Consider the following 22281-nt stretch of genomic DNA (forward strand, 5'->3'; position numbering starts at 1 on the left):
TTTACTCCTTATTAGGGTTGAATGCTTTCCATGAGTGAAATTATCTCATTTTCAGACATTTCCCTTGTTATAATTTGTTCGATTTTGCCGTCTTTATTGATAAGGAAGGTCGTAGGAAGTGGCACTATATTATAGACTTCCTTAACGCTCTTATCTTTATCAATAGCGATTGGGAAAGACAGGCCATACTGGTCTCTGAACGTTTCAACCTTCAAATTAGACTCTGCGATATTGATGGCAAGAATATTGACACCTTTTTCTTCGAATGCTTTATGTTGATTTTCCATGTATGGCATTTCTTTTTTACATGGTCCGCACCAAGTTCCCCAAAAATTCAAGAAAACTCCCTCACCTTTATAATCAGAAAGTCGTTGTTTGTTACCTTCCAAATCGACAAGCTCAAAATCGGGTGCTTTATCTCCAACTGCTAATACCTTCACTTTATCTTTTGAAGCGATTGTATAGACAACTGCCGAGACGAGAAGTAACAGGACGATTGTCCTTATAATAAGACGTGTTTTCTTTTGATCCGCCTTAGCCATACGTAATGCCTCCTTACAATAAATAAGTTCTGCCTTTAATTATAACAAATAGACCTTTGTATAAACGCATCATAATTGAAGGGATTGTGAACAATTGCCGTAATCAGTAGAAGTCTCCTACTAGTTACGGCAAGCCCCAGGCGGATGTCACAAATTTTGACAGGAGTTTGGGAAGGCAACCTGAGTTCGCCGCGTCCTGCGGCTACAAGCGCAATTCAAAATTTAGGCGCAATTAAATCGAGGTGCAATTGACTCACAATCAGCCTATTTTACCTGTTTCCGCGAGTACACGTAGCTGTTTCACTTCATGTTTTGTTAATTCCCGAGCTTCTCCAGCATTCATTCCGTGAGTTGTTACGTTACCAAATGATTCCCTGCGAAGTTTTTGGACCGGACATCCAATTGCATCGAACATACGGCGTACTTGACGATTTCTTCCTTCATGTATTGTAATCTCAATAAGCGCAGTTTCAGTTTTTTTATCTACTGACTGCATTTTTATATGTGCAGGGGCAGTTTTACCGTCTTCTAGGTCAATTCCAGTCTCAAGTTTGCGCAACGCTTCACGACTAGGGATTCCTTTTACTTTTGCAATATACTTTTTCTTAATACCGAATTTCGGATGCGTCATTAAGTAAGAGAAATCGCCATCATTCGTCATGATAATAACACCGGATGTATCATAGTCTAGACGTCCAACCGGAAAAATCCGTTGTTCGATTTGCGGGAATAGGTCTAACACCGTCTTCCTGCCTTTCTCGTCATCCACTGTCGAAATGATTCCTCTTGGTTTATATAATAAGAAATAGACGTAAGTCTCTTTAACAAGCTGAACTCCTTCAACTTCTACACGATCCGAACTAGATACCTTTGTTCCAAGCTCTGTTACGACGACACCGTTCACTTTCACTCTTCCTGCAACAATTAGTGTTTCTGATTTTCTACGTGATGCCACGCCTGCTTGTGCCAACACTTTCTGTAATCTTTCCATTAAGTCACCCCATCTTCATTCTGTAAGAAAAGCGGAAGGCGCCCGCTAGACGCGATGGTCATAAGTCAATCCAGCGACGTGGCGCTCTTTGCCACATAGCTGGATTGCTTATGAGCCAAGCGGCTGGCGCCTGAAGTCTAGACACTGTTCCATGTCAAGAAACTTATACTTTCTTACCTTTGAAAAAATTATGTCACACTTTGTAGCAAATGAAAAGAAGACTGACCTATATGGCGTCAGTCTTCCCCAAACCGTCACAATTGCATATTTTCGATTAATATTCGCTTGAAGTTTGCTGTGTTTTTTGCCATTGGTAACAAGTTCATTGTTTTATAAGTACTTCCGTCGTAATAAGTGGCTCATTACTGAGTGACACGGTCCAATGCCCTGTACTTTTTTCATTTTTTCCACGGGGGATAATAATAACATTTGATAGTTTCGATTTCTCCCCTTTTTTCAATAACAAACGGATTGGCTTGGACAGTTCTGCTTCTACACCGGGTAGAATATCATATACCCCTTTTTTAGCGACAGTCACCAACTTGAATGAGGAAAACACGTTATTGGCCAAACTTTTATGTGTATTCCAGTCGTCACCATCGTTCAGAGTGACAACGATGATGTTTTTGCCATCTTTCTCGAAATAAGTTGCAAGCGTTCTGCCCGCGGCTTTTGTAAAACCAGTCTTTCCTGCAATCGCAGTCGATTCGGAATGTAGGAGGCGGTGTTTGTTACGCCAGCTATAAGCTTGATCCTTCCCCTGATAACTAAAATTCTTTGTGGTAGCAATAGTACGAAACTGGTCATTTTCCATAGCATAATGTAGCATGAGCGCTGTTTCGTATGCAGTAGACAAGTGACGTTCATCATGCAGACCTGACGGATTCGAAAAGACAGTATCATTCAATCCATACAACAGTGCCTTGTCGTTCATCAGGTCCACGAAGCCGTCCATTGAACCGCCCGCGTGTTCTGCTAACGCACGCGCTGCATCGTTGCCTGACCGTAGCATTAGACCAGTTAGCAGGGCATCTGCTTCAATCTTCATCCCTTGCGGTAAATAAAGGGACGAACCTTCGGCCGAAGCAGCTTGTGGCGAAATTATGACGTCTCCGGGCTCTGTAACACTTTCAAGGAACGTAAAAGCCGTCCAGATTTTTGTTAGACTGGCTATCGGCAGTCTAACGTTTTCATTATGACCTTCCAACAATCTGCCTGTATCAGCGTCAATAACGGCCCATGCTTGGCCGGACGCAGCGACTTCTTTCAAACCTCCGCCAACTAGTAACGTGAAAAATAGGACAACGATTATCGCCCGTTTCAAGAAATGCTTCCTCCTCCATCATTTTCCATCGCAAACGCTTCTTGGAACTTTGTCATGAACAAGTCTGTTTCAACTGTCTCGCCTTCTTCTTCCTGCGAAAGGGGTGGCAATCCATTTAGTGATGCCAAACCGAAACGGTCCAGGAACAAGTCTGTTGTGCCAAAGAGAATCGCTCGTCCACTTCCTTCCGATCGACCTTTTTCCATTATGAGTCCCTTGGCAATTAGCGTATTGATAGGTCCCTCGGATTTAACACCCCGAAGATCGTCAATTTCAACACGTGTCACAGGTTGCCTATATGCGATAATTGCCAATACTTCAAGTGATGCCTGGGTCATGGATTTCGGAGATGGATTTTCCAACAACCGTTTTATATCTTCCGCGAAGTCAGCTTTCGTCACAAGACGATATGCCCCTCCAAACTGCTTCAGCATAATGCCGCTCTCTTTGCGCTCTTCATAACTCATACGTAGCCAGTCAATTGCCTCAGTAACCTCTGATTCTTTACGCTCAGCTAGAGATGTTAACTGTTTAATCGTTAACCCTTCATCCCCTACTATGAATAAAAAACTTTCGATCATCCCAGGCAAACGGTCTTTAAATTCCATTTCACTCATCCTCCCGTCGGTACGATACTGTCAAATCGTCAAAATTACCTTCCTGATTGACAATGATGTCCCGCCGTTTCATCAATTCAAGCAACGATAAAAAAGTTACGACAAGATCTGTTGTTTCGCCTTTGTCGAATAAGGAGTAGAAATCACATTTCCCGCCGCCCTTTTCTAGTATTGCCATAATTTCATCCATCTTTTCACTGATAGAAACTTCCGTCTTAGATATACTTGCTATCATAGGTGCCTTCAAACGTTTTCTGTTAAGCATCTTTTGAAACGCGCCAATTAAATCGAAAACGTTCAAACTTTCATCTGATTCACTCGCCACAATTTCACCAAACTCCGTAAGATCTTCGGGTGGTTTGGTAAAATGACCGGATCGCTCATCTGCAGACTCTTTCAGACTAATTGCTGCATCTTTATATTTTTTGTATTCAATCAGGCGCGCAACTAACTCGTCACGTGGATCGTCTTCCATGTCAAAATCAAAGTCGTCATCAAACTCATCTCCTTCGTGGACTGGTAGAAGCATTTTGCTCTTAATTTCAATCAGCGTCGCAGCGAGGACGAGGTATTCACTTAACTCATCTAATTGCAGTACTCGCATCGCTTGGAGGTGTTCTATGTACTGCGCTGTCAGTTCCGCCATCGGGATATCATATATATCAATTTCAAGTCGGTTGATTAAATGCAATAATAGATCTAGTGGCCCTTCGAAAGCCTCTAATTTTACTTGATATGTCATTCGTGACACCTACCTATCTTTCAGACTATGGAAAGGGCTGATTACATGCATCCGTATCATCATCCGCTATTCGTAAATTTTATTGTTTATTTCAATGGCAATCAAGACTATTTTGAATGCCACGAAGTACTGGAGGAGTATTGGAAGTCTATTCCTGACAGCGATAAAGATCACCCGTTGACAGCCTATATCCTCCTTGCGACAGGAATGTATCATTGGCGTAGAGGCAATAAACCAGGAGCATCCCGTACACTTAACAAAGCAATGACAAAGTTTCCGACTTTCCTTGCTAACTACCCTAAATACACGGAAGAAATTGATTTTGACCAATTAGTTTACGATGTTACAAAAGCAGTCAACCGTTTGGAGCAAGATCTGCCATTCGAATCGTTCCCCATCACTATCCTATCAGCTAACGTTACTGACCTGGCTAGTAAGTTGGAACAATCTATGACACTTCTACCATTCGGCAGTGATGCTGTCATTCATAAACATATGCTCAGAGACCGTAGTGATATTCTTCGGGAACGCGAAGAAAAGAAGAAGGGCAGACGTTAATTAGTCTGAACCTTCTTCTTTAGGCTTACATTTCTGTATGAATAAATCAGTTTCTTCAGTTCCAATACATGTTTTATCAGGGAAGAGCGCTTGCAGCTTCATGACCATTTCTTGACCAATTCCTTCACCACGGAAAGATGGATTGACAGAGAGATGCTGTAAAGTGTAGTCTTCTTCCCCTAATTCGATGCCTATCAAACCGATGAAGTCCTCATCTTTTTTCAAAAGATATAGTTGCCAACTATCATCTGTTTCATATCGTTGAATCCATTCCTGCAATTTCTTGACGGTTTTATCGCCGGGCATATAAGAAAGCAGCCCCATCGCAATTTTTTCGTACGTTTTCTTATAACGCAAAAGTATCAATTGAATCCCTTCTTTTCTGAAAACACTTTGGTCATTGGATAGAACTAACTACGTTTTCCAATGATAAGCAGTTTCCTTTATCGCGCAGTAATGAGCAGTAAGAGCCCATTTAAGGCCTATATATATTGACATACAGAAATCCCATCGAATTCGCTGCGGCGCTAGGGGATTCCTTCCGCAATCAGTCAGGCAGCTGCGCAGCCATTCTTTTGGCTTCTGCTACCCCTTGAAAGGCCGCCTTCGCTCAGTTTATATAGGTATTCATTTGTTCAATATATATAGTGATTTAACACATTAAGTGGAGGACCCACTTCCGGAAAAGCCAGATCAATCGGAACATAATCCCTGTGGCCGCAACTAACAATCAGTGGAAGAAAAGCCCCCTACTGATTGAAGTTTCACTTTATCGCGGATCAATAATTGGCATGACGAACTTCCAGTATACCGCTCCCCACATAATAGCTGCAACTACAATGAAGATGAAAAGGAGGATGTTGCGTTTTCTCAAATCCTCTCCTCCCGTCTTACTAGTTGCAACGGAATGTCTAATCTGACAATGTCTTCATAAGTTTCCCTGCGGACGACAAGCTGATGTTGTCCATTTTCACTGAATACAACTGCCGGTTTTGGAAGACGGTTGTAATTACTAGCCATCGAATAGCCATAAGCACCTGTGCAGAAAACAGCGATGATGTCTCCTTCAGTTGGATCAGCGAGTTGAGCCTCTTCAATAAGCTTATCACCGGATTCACAACATTTCCCCGCTATCGTCACTTTATCGACGTGAGGTTCGTTCATACGATTTGCCGAAACGGCAGTATATTTTGCACCGTACAACGCCGGTCGAATATTATCCGACATTCCACCGTCAACTGCGACATATTTCCGAATACCAGGCACTTCTTTTGAGCTACCAGCAGTATACAAAGTTGTACCTGCATCTCCGACTAGCGATCTGCCGGGTTCAATCCAAATTTCTGGCAATGGGTAGTTATGGCTCCGCGTCATTGAAAGAACAACCGTCGCCATTTCTTCGACATATACTGACGGTTCAAGCGGTTTGTCTTCTTCAGTATAACGAATACCAAATCCGCCACCTAAGTTCAGAACTGTGCAGATGAATTCATAATTATCGCGCCAGGCAACCATCTTATTCATAAGCGCCTCTGCCGCTAAACGAAACGCATCTGTTTCGAATATTTGAGAACCAATATGGCAATGCATACCTAACAAATTGATGTAAGGATGATTGTACAACTGAAGGAAAGCCTCATCTGTCTGGCCATTTTTCAAATCAAAACCAAACTTCGAATCTTCCTGGCCAGTCGTAATATAATCATGTGTAGAAGCTTCCACTCCCGGTGTTACACGGATAAGTACGTTCATAGACTCTTTACGAGATTCCGCGATTTCCTTAACCAGTTCGATTTCAGAAAAATTGTCAATAACGATACATCCTATTTTTTCATCAAAAGCATATTGTAATTCGGTAAAGCTTTTATTGTTACCGTGGAAATGAATTCGATTACGCGGGAAGTTTGCAGACACCGCTGTAAACAATTCCCCTCCAGAAACAACATCTAGAGAAAGTCCTTGCTGTTCGGCGATTTCGTAGATAGCAATAGACGAAAATGCCTTACTCGCATAAGCGACTTGCGCACGGATGCCCATCGATTCAAATGTTTTCTTAAAGGCGCTTGCCCGTTCACGGAACAAGGCAATATCATAGACGTTAAGTGGTGTTCCATAAGTATGTGCGAGATCAACCGTATCTGTGCCACCAATTGTCAGATGGCCACGTTCGTTGACTGATTGTGTTCCATATAAATGCATGTTGCCTGCCCCTCTCGAATTAGATAACTAAAATTTTATCATATAAAGAAGGGTTGAGGCAATGATCTAAGAGACACGGTCTCGATCAGGAGAATCCGTTATAAACGGTCTAGGTGCATCGGCAGTCATTGGAAACCTAATAAGAACACGTAACATTGCCTTTGGAAAAAATGGTACAGCGGGCCACAAATACGGTACCCCCATTGGCTTCAATGCACATAAGTAATAGAAAAGTACGGTTATGGACAAGAAAAATCCGGGTGCTCCTAATAATGCAGTCGACAACAGAATACAAATCCTGAAGATTTTTGTCGTAAGACTTAATTCGTAAGAAGGTATTGAGAATGTGAAAATTGCACTTACCGCCACATATAAAACAACTTCTGGGGTGAAAAGACCAACGTCTATCGCTACTTGTCCAATGACAATCGCTGCAACAAGCCCCATCGCGGTCGACATCGGTGTCGGTGTATGAATAGCCGCCATTCGAAGTATTTCGATTCCGCCATCTGCGATAAGAAGCTGAACAAGTAATGGGATTTCCCCGATATCTTTCGGTCCTATATAACTGAGGAAATCGGGTAAGTAGTGTTGGTTCGTTGCGAGCAAGTACCAAAATGGTAAAAGAACAAGACTCATGGTAGCTGCAAACAAACGCATAATCCTGACAAATGTTCCAATAAGCGGGGCTTGACGGTATTCTTCAGCATGTTGTAAATGATGAAATAGTGGAGCCGGAACAAGTATAACAGAAGGTGATGTATCCACGATGATAGCGACATGCCCTTCCAATAAATGCGCCGCGCATATATCAGGACGCTCTGTAAAACGAACGAAAGGCATTGGATGAAACCGCTGTTTGAACAAAAATTCTTCAAGCGACTTATCCGTCATTGTCAGCCCATCATGGTGAATAGCATCCAGCCTTTCACGAATATAATCAAGATGTTCTTTACTTGCTGCCCCTTGCATGTAGGTGATTGTAACATCTGTTTTCCCATTCATCGTCACTTTATGCATTTCAAATCGTAAATCCTCAGTACGAAGCCGCCTTCTAATTAGCGCGGTATTTTGAATAAGATTCTCCGTAAATCCGTCTCTCGATCCTCTGACGACTTTTTCATTGTCAGGCTCTTCAGGTTGCCTGCCTGGATAAGACCGAATATCAATGGTAAACACATAGCCATCAGGCGTGATGAAGGCTGCCTGTCCACTTAATATTGAAGTAAGTAATTCGTCCCTATCTTTCACATTGGAAACGGCGTGATACGGGAAAAAGGAGAGGAATCGTTCCCCTCCATCCTCCTGGTTTTCGTCCTCTTTTCCTCTAGCCCCTTGCATTTCAGTCAATAAAGTCGTGATTGTTTCACTGTCTATGAGTCCATTAATATAAAGCAACAGAGCAGGCATATCCCAAAGATGCAATGATCTGGCAGTAGCATCGAACGTCTTGTCTTTACCGAAACAGGTATAGAACCACTCTTCCCCTTCATTCACCGATTGGAATAGCTTTTCCATTAGTTCAATCCGTCCTCACATTTAGTATAATTTCTTCCGAATCAACGCCCATCCATAATTTCAATTGGGCTAAAATTTTCTTTTCAAGCCGTGACACCTGGACTTGTGATATGCCAATTCTTTCTGCAATATCACTTTGCGTGCAATCCAAATAGTAACGCATATAAATGATCGTTTGATCTCGTTTATTTAATTTAGAAATGACATCCCGAAGTGGGATATGGTCGAACACTCTTTCAGACCGATCATCTCGCAACTGATCCATCAGCGTTAAGCTATCCCCTTCGCTTTCATATAGCTGTTCATGAAGTGATGCAGGATCACGTAAAGCATCAGATGCGAGAACAATATCGTCGACGGATACCTCCAAGACTGCTGCAACCTCTGAAATCGATGGCGATTTTCCATGCAATTTAATATAATCATCAGTTGCATGCCGGATTTTGAAACTAAGTTCACGGATGGATCGACTCACTTTTACCATTCCATCATCCCTTAGAAAACGCTGAATTTCTCCGACAATCATAGGAACCGCATAAGTAGAAAATTTCACTTCATACGACAAATCGAATTTATCAATTGATTTCATAAGCCCAATACAACCAATTTGGAACAAATCCTCGGGATCTGCGCCACGGGAAGCAAACCGCTGGACAATAGACCAGACCAGCCGCGTATTTCCCTCCACCATCATTCTTCTCGCTTCTTTATCACCTTCTTGAGAAACTTTAATGAGTTCTCTCATCTTTTCTTGGGTCAACAATGCAGGTTTCACTTCAACGGATGCGTCCATGGGTCACCTCATTCTGCTTGCTTCCGGGACCGGAGAAAACGTTTTCTCGAACTTGACGATTGTTCCATTTCCCAATACTGATTCGACGGACAAACTGTCGGCAAAGCTTTCCATTATCGTAAATCCCATTCCTGAACGCTCCATGAAGGGGCGTGTCGTAAACATCGGTTCCATCGCCTGTTCTACGTCAAAAATACCCATTCCTTCATCGCGGACCGTCATTGTAACTTTGTTTTCTTCAATCACAGCGCGGACTGTGACAAGACTCTTCCCATCACATTCGTAGCCATGAATAATTGCATTCGTCACGGCTTCCGACACAATGGTCTTAAATTCTGAAATTTCTTCAATAGTCGGGTCCAACGGCGTTATAAAACAAGTCATTGCCATCCTTGCCAGTGCTTCGTTTTCCTCAATTGCGACGAATGATAACGTCATTTCATTGTTCATGTAATACCCCTCCGATTTCACCGATCGCTAAATCGACCGTACTATGTCTTATATTTGGTCCAAGACCGGAAAATGTGAATATCTTCTCCATTGTCGTGGACGGATTCAAAATGAGCGTTTCCCCTTCCACAGGTGCTAAATCGCGCATCCTTCCAAGAATGAGCCCGATTCCTGCGCTATCCATGAAACCAAGCCTCGACAAATCCCAAATAATCGCTCGGACTTGTCCGCTATAAATAGATGAAGAAATGTGGGACCGGATTCGATTTGCCTCATGATTGTCCAATTCCCCTTGCAGTGTTGCAATTAAAATCCCATTGTCAATAATTTCGATGTCAGCCATGCTGAACCCCCTCCTTCCTGCGAAATATTCCACATTTGGAGGCCGAAACCCTTTCGCCTGACAGAACTAGTCACAGTCAGCGTAAAGTTCTTATGTTTCGACATTGCCCACTACTGATGAAAGTATGTACGTCTTCCATACGATTTACACATCCGATAAAAAAAGAAATGTTTGGGGGCAGATATGCTCGGTTTGGCTGTGTGTATGATTGGGTGGGCTCGGATATGCTCGGTTGGTTGCGGGTATGATCGGGTGGGGACGGATATGCTCGGTTGGCTGCAGGTATGATTGGTTTGGATCGGATATGCTCGGTTGGGCTGCAGGTATGATCGGTTTGGCTCGGATATGCTCGGTCGGGCTGCGGGTATGATCGGTTTGGGACGGATATGCACGGTTGGCTGCAGGTATGATTGGTTTGGACCGGATATGCTCGGTTGGCTGCAGGTATGATTTGGTTTTGGCCGGATATGCTCGGTTGGGCTGCAGGTATGATTGATTTGGCTCGGATATGCTCGGCCAGACTGCAGGTTTGATTGGGCGGGCTCCGATATGCTCGGTTGGCTGCGGGTTTGATTGGTTTGGGCCGAATATGCTCGGCCAGACTGCAGGTTTGATTGGGTGGGCTCCGATATGCTCGGTTGGCTGCGGGTTTGATTGGGTGGGCCAGATATGCTCGGTTGGCTGGGGGTATGATTGGGTGGGCCGGATATGATCGGTTGGCTCCGGGTATGATTAATTTCAAAAAGCTACCCTATCAACCAAACTCGGTTGATAGGGTAGCTTTTATTTTCAACTACTATTTAGCCTGTAATCATGTCGCCTATAAGGCGCGGGCTTTCCACAGCTTCTTTTCCAATCGTAATATGTTTCTGGATCAGTGTCATGGATTGTTCTACAGCTTCAGTATTCGAATGGATAATGGCAAGTGGTTCTCCCTCTTGCACAGCATCTCCGATTTTTTTAGTAAGCACAATACCTACCGCAAGATCGATTTCATCATCTTTTGTTGCTCTACCCGCGCCAAGAAGCATTGCGGCAACACCGATGTCATCCGCTTCCATCTTCGTTACATAACCCGATGAAAGTGCAGGTACTTCAATCTGATATTTCGCTGTCGGTAATAGAGATGTATCATGAATGATTGCCCCATTTCCGCCTTGCGCTTCAATCAGTTTACCAAACAGTTCAAGTGCTGAACCGTCAGTAATGACCGCTTTTAACATTTCCCTAGCTTCCTCAACTGAAGTAGCTTTTTCGCCTGCAACAATCATCTTGCTACCAAGAACTAGACATAGTTCCGTCAAGTCTTCAGGACCATTCCCTTTTAGCGTTTCAACCGCTTCAATCACTTCAAGCGAGTTCCCAATTGCAAACCCAAGCGGCTGGCTCATATCCGAAATAACCGCCATCGTATTTCTACCGACTTGTTTACCAATCGCCACCATCGAATGAGCCAGAGCTCTTGCGTCTGCCTCAGTCTTCATGAATGCACCGTCACCCGTTTTAACATCGAGGACAATCGCATCTGCACCTGCAGCAATTTTCTTACTCATAATTGAGCTGGCAATTAGCGGGATACTGTCAACAGTTGCTGTCACATCGCGCAATGAATAGAGTTTTTTATCAGCAGGTGTCAAGTTGCCACTTTGGCCGATGACCGCTAATTTTAAATCATTCACTTGCTTGACGAACTGCTCTTCTGTCAATTCGATATGGAACCCTTCTATGGCCTCTAGCTTGTCGAGTGTCCCGCCTGTATGACCAAGACCCCTACCACTCATTTTCGCGACAGGAACGCCACACGCCGCGACAAGAGGGACAAGGATTAACGTAGTCGTATCGCCAACTCCGCCCGTAGAATGCTTATCGACTTTAATCCCTTCGATTGCGGATAAGTCAATCTGATCTCCAGATTCGACCATCGCCATCGTCAAATATCCCTGTTCCTCTGCAGTCATCCCTTTAAAGTAAATTGCCATAAGGAATGCACTCGCTTGATAGTCCGGAATCGAACCAACTGTATAGCCGTTCACAAAAAAGGTGATTTCTTCTTTTGTAAGGACTTCACCGTTTCGTTTTTTCTCAATTACATCTACCATTCTGAACAATTTCATCACACCTTTTCTTTTAATAAACGCAAGAAACTCTTACCAAACTCAGGCATCTTTACCTCAAAGTTTTCCGCAATCGTAGCACCAATATCTGAGAAAGTCTCGTTCAGTGGCATTTCCTCACCAGTTTTTAATGAAGGCGAGTAGACCACGAGTGGGACATATTCACGGGTATGATCCGTTCCGGGATAAGTTGGATCATTACCGTGATCCGCTGTAATAATAAGTAGATCGTCATCACGCAGTGATTCTAAAATTTCTGGCAACCTGACATCAAATTCTTGTAGTGCATTGCCGTAACCAAGCGGATCTCTCCGATGTCCAAATAACGCATCAAAATCAACGAGATTCGTGAAACTGAGGCCCTTGAAATCTTTTTTCATAACATCAAGTAATTTGTCGACGCCGTCCATATTACTCACAGTGCGAACGGATTCGGTAATGCCTTCACCGTTAAAGATATCAGCAATTTTGCCAATCGCCATAACATCATAATCCGCAGACACCAATTCATTCATCACTGTACGATTAAATGGTTTAAGTGCATAATCATGTCGATTTGTTGTTCGTGTAAAGTTGCCCGGTTCTCCAATAAATGGACGTGCAATGACGCGACCAACTAAATATTCTGGTTCCAATGTCAACTCACGTGCGATTTCACAAATCCGGTATTGTTCTTCAATTGGAATAATCCCCTCGTGCGCCGCAATTTGTAGCACAGGATCTGCAGACGTATAGACAATAATTGCGCCCGTCTCCATATGTTCCTGGCCAAATTCATCAATGACTGCGGTGCCACTAGCCGGTTTATTGCCGATTACTTTACGTCCTATTCTTTGTTCAAGTTCCGCGATCAATTCCTGCGGAAAGCCGTTTGGATATACTTTAAATGGCGTGTCAATGTTAAGACCCATGATCTCCCAATGCCCCGTCATCGTATCTTTCCCTACAGATGCTTCCTGCATTTTACCGTAAAAAGCAAGTGGTTCTTCCGCAACGGAAATACCTTGAATTTCCCTAATATTAGAAAGACCTAGTTTGCCCATGTTCGGCATATGCAGGCCTCCCATTGCTTCCCCGATGTGTCCCAGCGTATCAGCACCTTCATCGCCGAATGCAGAAGCATCCGGTGATTCTCCGATGCCCACAGAGTCGAGCACGATTAGATGGATACGTTTGAATTGTTGTTTCCCCATAAGTTAGTCCTCCTTAAAAATAATCTTTCCTGTAGAATTCTATGCTCTTGGATGGAATTTCACATAGACCTCTTTCAACCTCGAACGGCTGACATGTGTATAAATTTGCGTAGTGGAAATATCGGCGTGTCCGAGCATTTCTTGTACTGCCCGCAGATCCGCCCCGTTTTCGATGAGGTGAGTAGCAAAAGTATGACGCAATATATGTGGCGTCAACTCTTTCTGTATACCCGCTTTTAGGGCATGTCCATTCAACAGTTTCCAACAACCCTGTCTAGTAAGTCTTGTTCCCCTCATGTTGACAAATAATGCATCGGCACCTTTTTGTTTTTCTATAAAAATTGGACGTGCTTCTTCGATATAACGCTTACACGCCGTAATTGATTTCCCCCCGAGAGGGATAATTCTTTCTTTCCCACCTTTACCGAATACACGGACAAACCCCATCGTGAGATGAATATCATCCATATTAAGTCCAATCAGTTCACTTACACGCATACCTGTCCCATACAAAATTTCGAGCAACGCAGTATCTCTGACACCCTGTGGCTTTGAACGATCTGGCGCCTTGATTAGTCTGTCTACTTCGTCCATTGACAAAACACGTGGTAATTTCTGCTCAAGTTTCGGCAGTTCCAAATGGACTGTTGGATCCTGGGTCGTGACCTTTTCCCGAAGAAGGAATTGATGAAATGAACGGATTGATGAAATATGTCTAGATATGGTCCTAGCCGATTTCCCGCCTTCTTTCAATCGATGTAAATGCCCCACTATAACAGGACGATCTACGTCATCCAATGATTCGTAACCTGCCTGTTCCATATAGTCTAGATATTCGGCAAGGTCACGCTTATATGAAATAATTGTATTTCCTGACAACTGCCGCTCCACTTGTAAAAAGTGCATGTAATCTTCAAGCGCAAAACGGATGTCTTTCATAACAAGCGGGAAACAGAAAAACCGTTTCCATTTGCCTTTAATTTGAACAAATCCCTTCCCCCCTTCGATTGTTACAGGTTTGAGTCCAAGACAAAAGTGCTGGAATCTGAACGTGGAATAGCTTTTCCTCAAGTTTTCTACAGACCTAAATTTTATAATTTCCTACCCAACGACAAAAGGGACAGCATTATGCCATCCCTCTTCTTACTTCTCACCTTCATCTACATCCGATTTACATCTTTTGCAAATACCGTGAAACGTTAACCAATGGTCCTTAATAGCGAATTCAAAGCGACTTTCAACAATCTTTTCGACATCTCCGAGAAGATCTTCTTGAATTTCATCCACTGTTCCACATTCGATACAAATAAGATGATGATGGAAATGGGCAGCACCTTCCTGCCGCAGATCATACCTCGATACACCGTCACCAAAATTGATTTTATCGACTACCTTAAGATCTGTCAGCAATTCCAACGTACGATACACGGTAGCAAGCCCGATTTCCGGTGCTTTCTCTTTGACTAGCAAAAATACATCTTCAGCACTCAGATGATCTTCCTCATGCTCAAGGAGGACCAAAACCGTCGCTTCGCGCTGAGGTGTCAGCTTGTAGCTGGCCCCATGCAATTGTTTTTTTATCCGATCGATTCGGCTCTCCATACGACGCCCCCCTCAAACTGTATCCATTATAACAAATGGGCTTTCCTTATGACAACAGAAAGGGAGCAGACAGATAATTAAAGACGAAAATATTCTACTTTAAAATGAATTGAAAGACGATAATTTCGATAGCAAGTATGGCAATCGACATGCCGACAATCATCGGTAATGCGCGTGTATTAGGGCCTTTCCCCATCGTTGAACGCATAAAGTAAGGTGGACTTAGGATTGCGCAATACACTAAAAACAGAAAACAAATAAGAAACTGAAACGGAAACCACCAAATTGAATAAGCCATTATTTTCGTGCCTGAAGCTAGTAAATAGGATGAAGACAATCCGAAAAGAACACATTTCACTGCTCCGAAAAGTAATACGGTGAATCTTGTTTTCCTAAACATCGCCAGTATAAACGCAATGATAAAAAATAGTGCTGCCATACCCACGGGTTTTATATAACCTGCATCATGCCCTAGAACGACCCGAGCATCATAAAATGTAACTACCCTCTCTACCGCAGTTGTAGGCATCTCGCGAAATAAGAGCGCTCCACCAATAAAGCCAATTGCAAGAATGACAAATAAGTGGATGAACGATAAAGAACGGACCAAAGCTTCACCTCCGCATAGTTTATCCTGCATTAACGGTGACGGACAAGCCGACTAGAAACACCACTTCCTGTGGCATCATCGGCATTAGTACGTCAAAAGAACCCCATTTAAGTTTTGGCGTAAGAATAAACGTAAATGGGGGTCAACTGTCCGTAAAGCCCGATTGGTTCGGGCCAACGAGGAGGAATTGCAGTTCATTCCTCCCTGTCGGTCACTCAGAAGGGAGGGATTGAAATTCATCCCTCCTTTTTGCCATAGAACACGGCGTAATAAGTCTGAGTCCTGCCTCAATCCGCGGGGGGATAAGACTTCCCCCATCGATTGAAGTGTCACCTTATACAACATATGCTTGTCCGTTCAAAATTAGGTCACTTTGTTAAAAGGTTTTTGGCATAAAGAACAGCGAACGCAGTTTTTGCATCGAAAATTTCTCCTGACACAACCATTTCTTGCGCTTCTACGAGTGTCACTTCTAGTAGTCCAATGAATTCATCTTCATCTCCCGCTGCCGGGTTTTCGATTTTATATAGATCTTGTGCTAAATACATATGAATTACTTCATCTGCAAAACCAGGGGACGTTGCAAAGGACTGGATATAAGTAAATTCTTTCGCGCCGTATCCCGTTTCTTCTTCCAGTTCGCGGACCGCCGTCACTGCCGGTTCCTCTCCCGGATCAATTTTCCCCGCTGGAATTTCAATCAGCGTACGTTCCAGCGCTTTTCTATATTGTTCAACGAGTACAATTTTTCCATCAGCAGTAATCGGAATGATGGAAACTGCCCCCGGATGTTTGATCAATTCACGTTTCGCTTTCTTACCATCCGGAAGTTCCACTTCCTCAACACGCAGTGTGATAATTTTACCTTCATAAAGTGTTTCACCTGAAATTGTTTTTTCTTCATATTTACTCATCATTTCCGACTCCTTTTTATGGATAATAGTGTGACGTCATTGTACCATGAACAAAACAGGGGGTGCTTTCATGAAGAAAAGAGAATTGGGTAAAAGCGGTCTATACATTTCCGAAATCGGACTCGGATGTATGTCACTGCCAGATGATTTAACCGAATCGAAAAACATCGTCGACGCTGCGATTCACTCAGGCATCAATTACTTTGATACAGCCGATTTGTATAATAGCGGTAAAAATGAAGAACTCCTGGGGTCTTCGATAAAAGGAAGACGGAATGATATTATCCTTGCGACGAAAGCCGGCAATAAGATGAATCCGAGTGGTGAAGGATGGACATGGGATTCTTCAAAAGAGCATATTATGGAGGCAGTCAAACAGAGTCTATTGCGCCTCGACACAGATTATATCGATGTCTACCAGCTTCATGGCGGGACAATGGAAGACAATGTGGGGGAGACAATTGATGCATTTGAAAGTTTAAAAAAAGATGGTCTTATTCGTCAATACGGCATTTCTTCGATTCGTCCGAATGTTATTAAGCGATTCTTGGATACTAGTTCAGCAGTCTCTGTCATGATGCAATATAACTTGCTTGACCGCAGACCAGAAGAATGGTTTCCAACGATCCACGAGGCCGGTGCCTCTGTTATTACGCGTGGGACCATTGCCAAAGGTTTTTTAACATCGGAAGGTTTATCAAGAGCTGCAAAAGCGAATGGATTTGTCGAATATAATGCGAGTGAATTAACACATACAGTCCAAGCGCTGAGTGAACAATCAGAAGACCTGCACGCGGCGGCAATTGCTTTCGCCCTTCATGATAAAACAGTAGCCTCAGCCCTCGTTGGTGCGCGCACAACTGAGCAATTGCTCGATTCAATCATCGCTTACGAGAAAAAAACGACTGACGAAGAAATCACTCAGTTAGGGCATATTGCAAAAATACACAATTACAAAGAGCATCGCGTTTGATTCTCTTCTGAAGGAACAAACAAACAATTAACTAAATACATTACTGCACCTCAGATTCAAGGCATTTCTTGCTGGAAAAGCGACCGTCCATCTGATTATGACCGGCATAGAACTCGTTATGCTCGCCATAGACACACTTATGACCGGCATGAGACCTGTTATGCTCGCCATGGCTCCGATTATGACTGGCATCTGCCGTATTATCACCGCCACGGGTTACCTACACAAAAAGGAGCTATAAACCGCTATGGTTTTAGCTCCTTTTTACTGTTCAATTAACATCACTCATTTAATAGCATCAACAAACCTTTTTGTAATATCCATAGGTCTTGTTATTGCTGTTCCAACAACAGCAGAGTAAGCCCCTAGTTCGAACACGCGCTTAAGTTGATCTGGTGTCCAAATACCGCCTTCTGCGATAATCGGGATAGGAAAATCCTTCACTAGCCTCTCAATTAACTTTAAATCCGGCAAACTTGTCCCTCGCGTATAGTCGGTATAGCCACTAAGTGTTGTTCCTAGGCAATCAAATCCTAATGCATAAGCTTCTTTCGCTTCTTCATACGTTGAGCAATCAGCCATGAATAGTTGATCACTATATTTTTCGCGAATAGTAGGGAAAACCTCGCTTATGAGTTTACCGTCCGGCCTGATTCTATTAGTTGCATCTAACGCAATAATGTTCACACCTTCTCGATAAAGTAAATCTATTTCTTTTAGAGTTGGTGTGATGAAAACATCAGATCCCTTGTAAACACTTTTAATGATGCCAATGATCGGCAATTCCACATTTTTTTTAATCTCTTTAATATCTTCAACGCTATTCGCTCTAATTCCTTTAGCCCCGCCCTTCATTGCGGAATATGCCATTTTCCCCATTATAAACGAACTGTGCATTGGTTCTTCTGGAAGTGCCTGACAAGAAACAATAAGTTCATGTTCTATAGCAGCAAAAATTTCCGCTTTAGTTTTCAGTTAAATACACCTCCATGTAGCCCTGCTTTCATTTAAAATATTCCTTAAATTCATTTGCAAAATTATGCCCCATCAGCTTATAGCCTTCTGCATTCGGATGAAGTTCGTCCGGTAGTAAGCCGGCGTAGTCTTCCCCCAGGATATCCAACCCGTTCACATAAAAAAGATGATCATCACCATTTCTTCTAAATATCTCTACAATTTCTTGTATTTGTTGTCTCATCTTAATAAGCGTAAAGCCGACTAGATTAGGGGTCCCCTCTCTAAATGCTCCATAAATAGGAGAACTTAAAACTATTGGAACTTTCGACTGTTTTTCACGAATAATTTTAATAAATCCAATGATAATCGCTTGAAATGTTCGTTCATTGTAACTGTTTGCACCGTATATATTTATGCCCGCACAAAGGGAAATGAAGTCAACGGGCGTATCCCTAATCGTCCTAGCAATCATTGGTTCATACTGGCATTGCCCACTGAATCCCAGGCAAGTTAAATCCAAATCTAATTCGGCCGCGGTAATAACCGGCCATGTCTGTGAAGGGCTTTCTGCCGCCTGGCATTGAGTAATGGAACTCCCATAGGCCAGCCATTTCCTCCTTAAAGAAGGGTAAGCGTTCCAATTCGCTTCTTCAGCAATATAAACATTCCTTACGGCCATTTTTTGTCGTTGCGATAAATAAATTTCAACAACTTTATTACTTGCTAAAAGACCATCCACTGTAAAAGACGTATCCTTAGATCTAACTATTATCGTTTTCACTAATTCCCTATCAATCACGACATCGAATTCTACTTCAACTTCAGATGCTGCAAATTCCACTTTAATCGTTGGGGAGTTTGTTTCAAACGTTATTCGAACGCCGGCAGGTATCTCTGCTGTTCGGTTAAGTTGATTTGGCGTATAAAAATCTTTATCTTCATGAAAAATTCTCCAAGGACTAATAAGCCCTCCACTTTTTTCAAGTGATATAGCGCCCAAAATCGTTTCTGAATTCAATACAATTGGTTTCATTTATCCACCGCCAACATTTTAATTTTGAGTCTGATAGTTCATTATTACTTCGTCAATCCTAGTCTTAATACCTTCAACTTTCTCAATATCGTCTCCAGATACCGGCTCTAATGGGCCTCTAACGCTACCAATATTTACGCCCTTTAGTTTATAGATTTCTTTAATAACGGAATACATTGAACCATTCAATGAACATAATGCCATAATGATATCATTAATGTCATGTTGAATTTTCCGCGCTTCTGAGAAATCCCCGGCTGATACAAACTCTTCCGCTTTTAGGAACAACTCTGGCATCACACCATAAGTTCCGCCAATCCCGCTATCCGCACCAATTAACCTTCCGGATACATATTGCTCATCTGGGCCATTAAAAACAATAAAGTCGTCATGTGCTGCCGCTTTAAATCTTTCAATATCCATGACTGGCATCGAAGAGTTTTTCACACCAATTAGCTTGTCGTTCTGTAATAACTTCTTGAGTAAGTTAATTGAAAGATTGTATCCGGTCGTTTGAGGGATGTTATAAATAATAAACGGCAGGTCCGTTGAATCCATAATTTCCGTCCAGTACTTTTCAATTGCACTTTCAGGCAGTTGAAAATAAATTGGCGGTATAGCAGACAACGCATCATACCCTAATTCTTCCGCGTACTTCGCTAATTCAACGCTTTCTTTTGTTGATGGTGCTCCAACATGGGCGATCAACGTAAGTTGCCCTTTCAGGCTTTCGGCAACATATTTCAATGTCGCCTTTCTCTCCTCAAGATTTTGATAAATACACTCCCCCGAACTGCCACCAACGTAGAGACCTTGTACTCCTTTTTCATAAAGATGAATCGCTAACGCTTTAATTCTCTCTGGTGATATTTCTCCTGCTTCATCATAACAAGCATAGAATGCTGGAATAATTCCTTTATACTTATCAAGTAACATATTCTTTTCTCCCCTCTTGACTATCTATGTAAACTGAGCGAAGGCGCTCTACAAGAGGCAGCCTTTCGCCGAGCGACGAAGCGGGTGTTTATTTGACTGAGCCCATCGTAATTCCTTGTGTAAAGGACTTTTGGAACAATGTGAATATGACGATCATCGGTACAGATGCAAGTGCTGCTCCAGCCATCATGACCCCATAATCAGTCTTATGCTCACCCTGCATCGTAGCAATACCTAGTGGTAGGGTCATCATTTCCGTCGAACGAGTGATAACAAGTTGGCTGAAATAATCGTTCCAACTTAACATGAATGTAAAGATTGCCAAAGCACCTAGAGCTGGTTTTAGCATCGGAATAACAATATGCCAAAACGTACGAATTTCACCACAGCCATCTATTTTAGCAGCTTCCAAAAGTTCATTGGATATCGTTTGAGAAAACTGTTTCATAAGGAATACACCGAATGGCCAGCCGATTGCCGGAATGATTAACCCTTTATATGTATCTACCCAACCGAAATCCGCTAGCATTGTGAACAATGGAACAAGAATAACTTGTTTAGGGAGTGCCATTGCAGCAATTAGTACAATAAAGATCAGCTTGCGCCCAGGAAATACTTTTTTGGCTAGAACAAAGCCCGCTGTAGCGCTTACAAAACAGACAGCAATCATTTCACTGCTTGCAATAAAAAAACTATTAAATGTCCAGCGCCAAACCGGATTACTAAATAGTGTTACCCAGTTATCCAATATTGGTTTTAGTGGAAACCATTCTGGTGGTATCGTTATCGCAACAACTTGAGCTTTGAATGCCCCCGTGATAATCCAATAAAACGGAAAAACAAAGAATAGTGCAGAGAGAATCAGTAATAGAGTAGCTATTATTTTGAATGCGCTTAATTCATGAAACCATTTTTTATTACTAGATCGATTAAACTTTTTCTTCATGTTTAACTGGGATTGTGCTTTCATGACGTTTCCCTCCCCCTAATACTCAACATCATTGCCTAAGTATTTAAATTGAATGATAGAAATCACTCCAATGACTAAAGCTAAAATGACCCCCATTGCAGAAGCTAAGCCAAAATTACCAAGTAGGAATGCTTGTTGATATACGCCATACATCACGGTCGATGTACTGTATATTGGACCTCCAGAGGTTAGCAATTGGATGAGAGCGAAACACTGAAACGAATTAATTGTCGTAATGACAATCACATATAAACTTGTCGGCATCAGTAATGGCCATATAATTTTCCGGAAAATTTGCCACGGTGTAGCTCGATCAATCTGGGCTGCTTCAATATACGTAGTCGGAATGTTACCGAGTGAAGCAACGTACAGAATAATTGGCTGTCCAACGGAAGTCGTGATTAATATAACTGTAATCGCCATCAAAGCTGTTTTAGGATCTCCCAGCCAGGAGACCGGCTCTATTCCAAAAAAACTAGTAATATAATTAAGAATTCCAAAGTTAGGATGATAGATCCAACCCCATACGACAGTAACACTCACCACTGAGGTTACAGCAGGTAGATAGAATATCCCCCTACAAAATGATCTTATAAATTCACTTTTCTTATAGATGGACATCGCTACAAAAATAGAAAAACCAATAACGATAGGAACAGCAACTGCAACAAGTACAATTGTATTAATCATAGATTTATGGAACGTTTTATCATGATAAAGAGTTACATAATTATCCCATCCAATAAATTCAAAACTCGTAATGTTGTAATCGAAAAAACTCATGTATATTCCTCGCAGCATGGGATACACAACGAAAATGAGGAAAAATGTTAACGCAGGTAATAAAAACAAATAACTCATCATCCAATCACGTAATTTGTTTTTGTTTGGTTTACGAATGG

24 protein-coding genes are annotated in these 22281 nt (G+C 42.4%); 2 read left to right on the forward strand and 22 right to left on the reverse strand.

Annotation, left to right across the window (positions count from 1 at the left end):
- Positions 1-11: 11 nt before the first annotated feature.
- From resA to MKY15_RS21550, 5 genes are all read right to left on the reverse strand, one after another.
- Entirely contained in the window at positions 12-542 is a 531-nt protein-coding gene (gene resA, locus MKY15_RS21530; protein WP_067210457.1) for a thiol-disulfide oxidoreductase ResA, read from the reverse strand.
- A 259-nt stretch (positions 543-801) separates the two neighbouring features.
- Complete coding sequence (locus tag MKY15_RS21535; protein WP_342538544.1) at positions 802-1533, reverse strand: pseudouridine synthase; 732 nt, start codon at positions 1531-1533, stop codon at positions 802-804.
- A 322-nt stretch (positions 1534-1855) separates the two neighbouring features.
- Positions 1856-2857, reverse strand: a complete 1002-nt coding sequence (locus MKY15_RS21540; protein WP_187045149.1) for a serine hydrolase — start codon at positions 2855-2857, stop codon at positions 1856-1858.
- Positions 2854-3465 (reverse strand): SMC-Scp complex subunit ScpB, encoded by a 612-nt coding sequence (gene scpB / locus MKY15_RS21545; RefSeq protein WP_067210465.1) that lies wholly within the window; start codon positions 3463-3465, stop codon positions 2854-2856. Before scpB ends, MKY15_RS21540 begins: the two co-directional genes overlap by 4 nt.
- A gap of 1 nt (position 3466) precedes the next feature.
- Positions 3467-4216 (reverse strand): segregation/condensation protein A, encoded by a 750-nt coding sequence (locus MKY15_RS21550; protein ID WP_067210467.1) that lies wholly within the window; start codon positions 4214-4216, stop codon positions 3467-3469.
- Positions 4217-4261: 45 nt separating this feature from the next.
- Between MKY15_RS21550 and MKY15_RS21555 the strand changes: the two genes are divergently transcribed.
- Entirely contained in the window at positions 4262-4774 is a 513-nt protein-coding gene (locus tag MKY15_RS21555) for a DUF309 domain-containing protein (protein ID WP_067210470.1), read from the forward strand.
- Here the strand turns inward: MKY15_RS21555 and MKY15_RS21560 are convergent, their stop codons facing one another.
- The 12 genes from MKY15_RS21560 to MKY15_RS21615 form a co-directional block, all read right to left on the reverse strand.
- Positions 4775-5140, reverse strand: coding sequence for a GNAT family N-acetyltransferase (locus MKY15_RS21560; RefSeq protein ID WP_335339500.1), 366 nt, complete (start codon positions 5138-5140; stop codon positions 4775-4777).
- 504 nt (positions 5141-5644) lie between these two features.
- A complete protein-coding gene (gene lysA / locus MKY15_RS21565) occupies positions 5645-6973 on the reverse strand; it encodes a diaminopimelate decarboxylase (protein ID WP_342538546.1) in 1329 nt (442 codons plus the stop codon).
- Positions 6974-7039: 66 nt separating this feature from the next.
- Positions 7040-8491, reverse strand: coding sequence for a spore germination protein (locus tag MKY15_RS21570; RefSeq protein WP_067210476.1), 1452 nt, complete (start codon positions 8489-8491; stop codon positions 7040-7042).
- 4 nt (positions 8492-8495) lie between these two features.
- On the reverse strand, positions 8496-9284 hold the full coding sequence (locus MKY15_RS21575) for a SigF/SigG family RNA polymerase sporulation sigma factor (protein ID WP_067210478.1): 789 nt from the start codon (positions 9282-9284) through the stop codon (positions 8496-8498).
- Positions 9285-9287: 3 nt separating this feature from the next.
- Positions 9288-9734 (reverse strand): anti-sigma F factor, encoded by a 447-nt coding sequence (gene spoIIAB / locus MKY15_RS21580; RefSeq protein ID WP_067210481.1) that lies wholly within the window; start codon positions 9732-9734, stop codon positions 9288-9290.
- Positions 9724-10077, reverse strand: a complete 354-nt coding sequence (locus tag MKY15_RS21585) for an anti-sigma factor antagonist (RefSeq protein ID WP_067210483.1) — start codon at positions 10075-10077, stop codon at positions 9724-9726. Before MKY15_RS21585 ends, spoIIAB begins: the two co-directional genes overlap by 11 nt.
- A gap of 800 nt (positions 10078-10877) precedes the next feature.
- Positions 10878-12176, reverse strand: a complete 1299-nt coding sequence (locus tag MKY15_RS21590; protein WP_231885839.1) for a pyrimidine-nucleoside phosphorylase — start codon at positions 12174-12176, stop codon at positions 10878-10880.
- 14 nt (positions 12177-12190) lie between these two features.
- Positions 12191-13384: a phosphopentomutase gene (gene deoB / locus MKY15_RS21595; protein WP_340742331.1), complete on the reverse strand. Its 1194-nt coding sequence runs from the start codon at positions 13382-13384 to the stop codon at positions 12191-12193.
- Positions 13385-13423: 39 nt separating this feature from the next.
- Positions 13424-14323: a site-specific tyrosine recombinase XerD gene (gene xerD / locus MKY15_RS21600; protein ID WP_342539796.1), complete on the reverse strand. Its 900-nt coding sequence runs from the start codon at positions 14321-14323 to the stop codon at positions 13424-13426.
- Positions 14324-14527: 204 nt separating this feature from the next.
- Entirely contained in the window at positions 14528-14986 is a 459-nt protein-coding gene (locus MKY15_RS21605) for a Fur family transcriptional regulator (RefSeq protein ID WP_067210494.1), read from the reverse strand.
- A gap of 94 nt (positions 14987-15080) precedes the next feature.
- Complete coding sequence (locus MKY15_RS21610) at positions 15081-15596, reverse strand: hypothetical protein (RefSeq protein ID WP_067210496.1); 516 nt, start codon at positions 15594-15596, stop codon at positions 15081-15083.
- Positions 15597-15964: 368 nt separating this feature from the next.
- The gene (locus MKY15_RS21615; protein ID WP_342538547.1) at positions 15965-16510 is read right to left on the reverse strand and encodes an NUDIX hydrolase; all 546 of its coding nucleotides are present in this window, start codon (positions 16508-16510) and stop codon (positions 15965-15967) included.
- A 70-nt stretch (positions 16511-16580) separates the two neighbouring features.
- Between MKY15_RS21615 and MKY15_RS21620 the strand changes: the two genes are divergently transcribed.
- Positions 16581-17483, forward strand: coding sequence for an aldo/keto reductase (locus MKY15_RS21620; RefSeq protein WP_342538548.1), 903 nt, complete (start codon positions 16581-16583; stop codon positions 17481-17483).
- A gap of 285 nt (positions 17484-17768) precedes the next feature.
- On the opposite strand, the gene MKY15_RS21625 is transcribed toward MKY15_RS21620, so the two are convergent.
- From MKY15_RS21625 to MKY15_RS21645, 5 genes are all read right to left on the reverse strand, one after another.
- Positions 17769-18458 (reverse strand): N-acetylmannosamine-6-phosphate 2-epimerase, encoded by a 690-nt coding sequence (locus MKY15_RS21625; RefSeq protein ID WP_342539797.1) that lies wholly within the window; start codon positions 18456-18458, stop codon positions 17769-17771.
- Positions 18459-18486: 28 nt separating this feature from the next.
- On the reverse strand, positions 18487-19473 hold the full coding sequence (locus tag MKY15_RS21630; protein ID WP_342538549.1) for an SGNH/GDSL hydrolase family protein: 987 nt from the start codon (positions 19471-19473) through the stop codon (positions 18487-18489).
- Positions 19474-19491: 18 nt separating this feature from the next.
- Positions 19492-20409 (reverse strand): dihydrodipicolinate synthase family protein, encoded by a 918-nt coding sequence (locus MKY15_RS21635; protein WP_187045155.1) that lies wholly within the window; start codon positions 20407-20409, stop codon positions 19492-19494.
- Positions 20410-20497: 88 nt separating this feature from the next.
- Positions 20498-21379, reverse strand: coding sequence for a carbohydrate ABC transporter permease (locus MKY15_RS21640; protein WP_342538551.1), 882 nt, complete (start codon positions 21377-21379; stop codon positions 20498-20500).
- Between the two features lie 15 nt (positions 21380-21394).
- Positions 21395-22243 carry a sugar ABC transporter permease gene (locus MKY15_RS21645; protein WP_187047913.1) on the reverse strand — a complete coding sequence of 283 codons (849 nt, stop codon included), beginning with the start codon at positions 22241-22243 and terminating at the stop codon, positions 21395-21397.
- Between the last annotated feature and the right edge of the window lie 38 nt (positions 22244-22281).

This window comes from Sporosarcina sp. FSL K6-1540, from assembly GCF_038620285.1.
In the GTDB taxonomy this organism is placed as follows: Bacteria; Bacillota; Bacilli; order Bacillales_A; family Planococcaceae; genus Sporosarcina; species Sporosarcina psychrophila.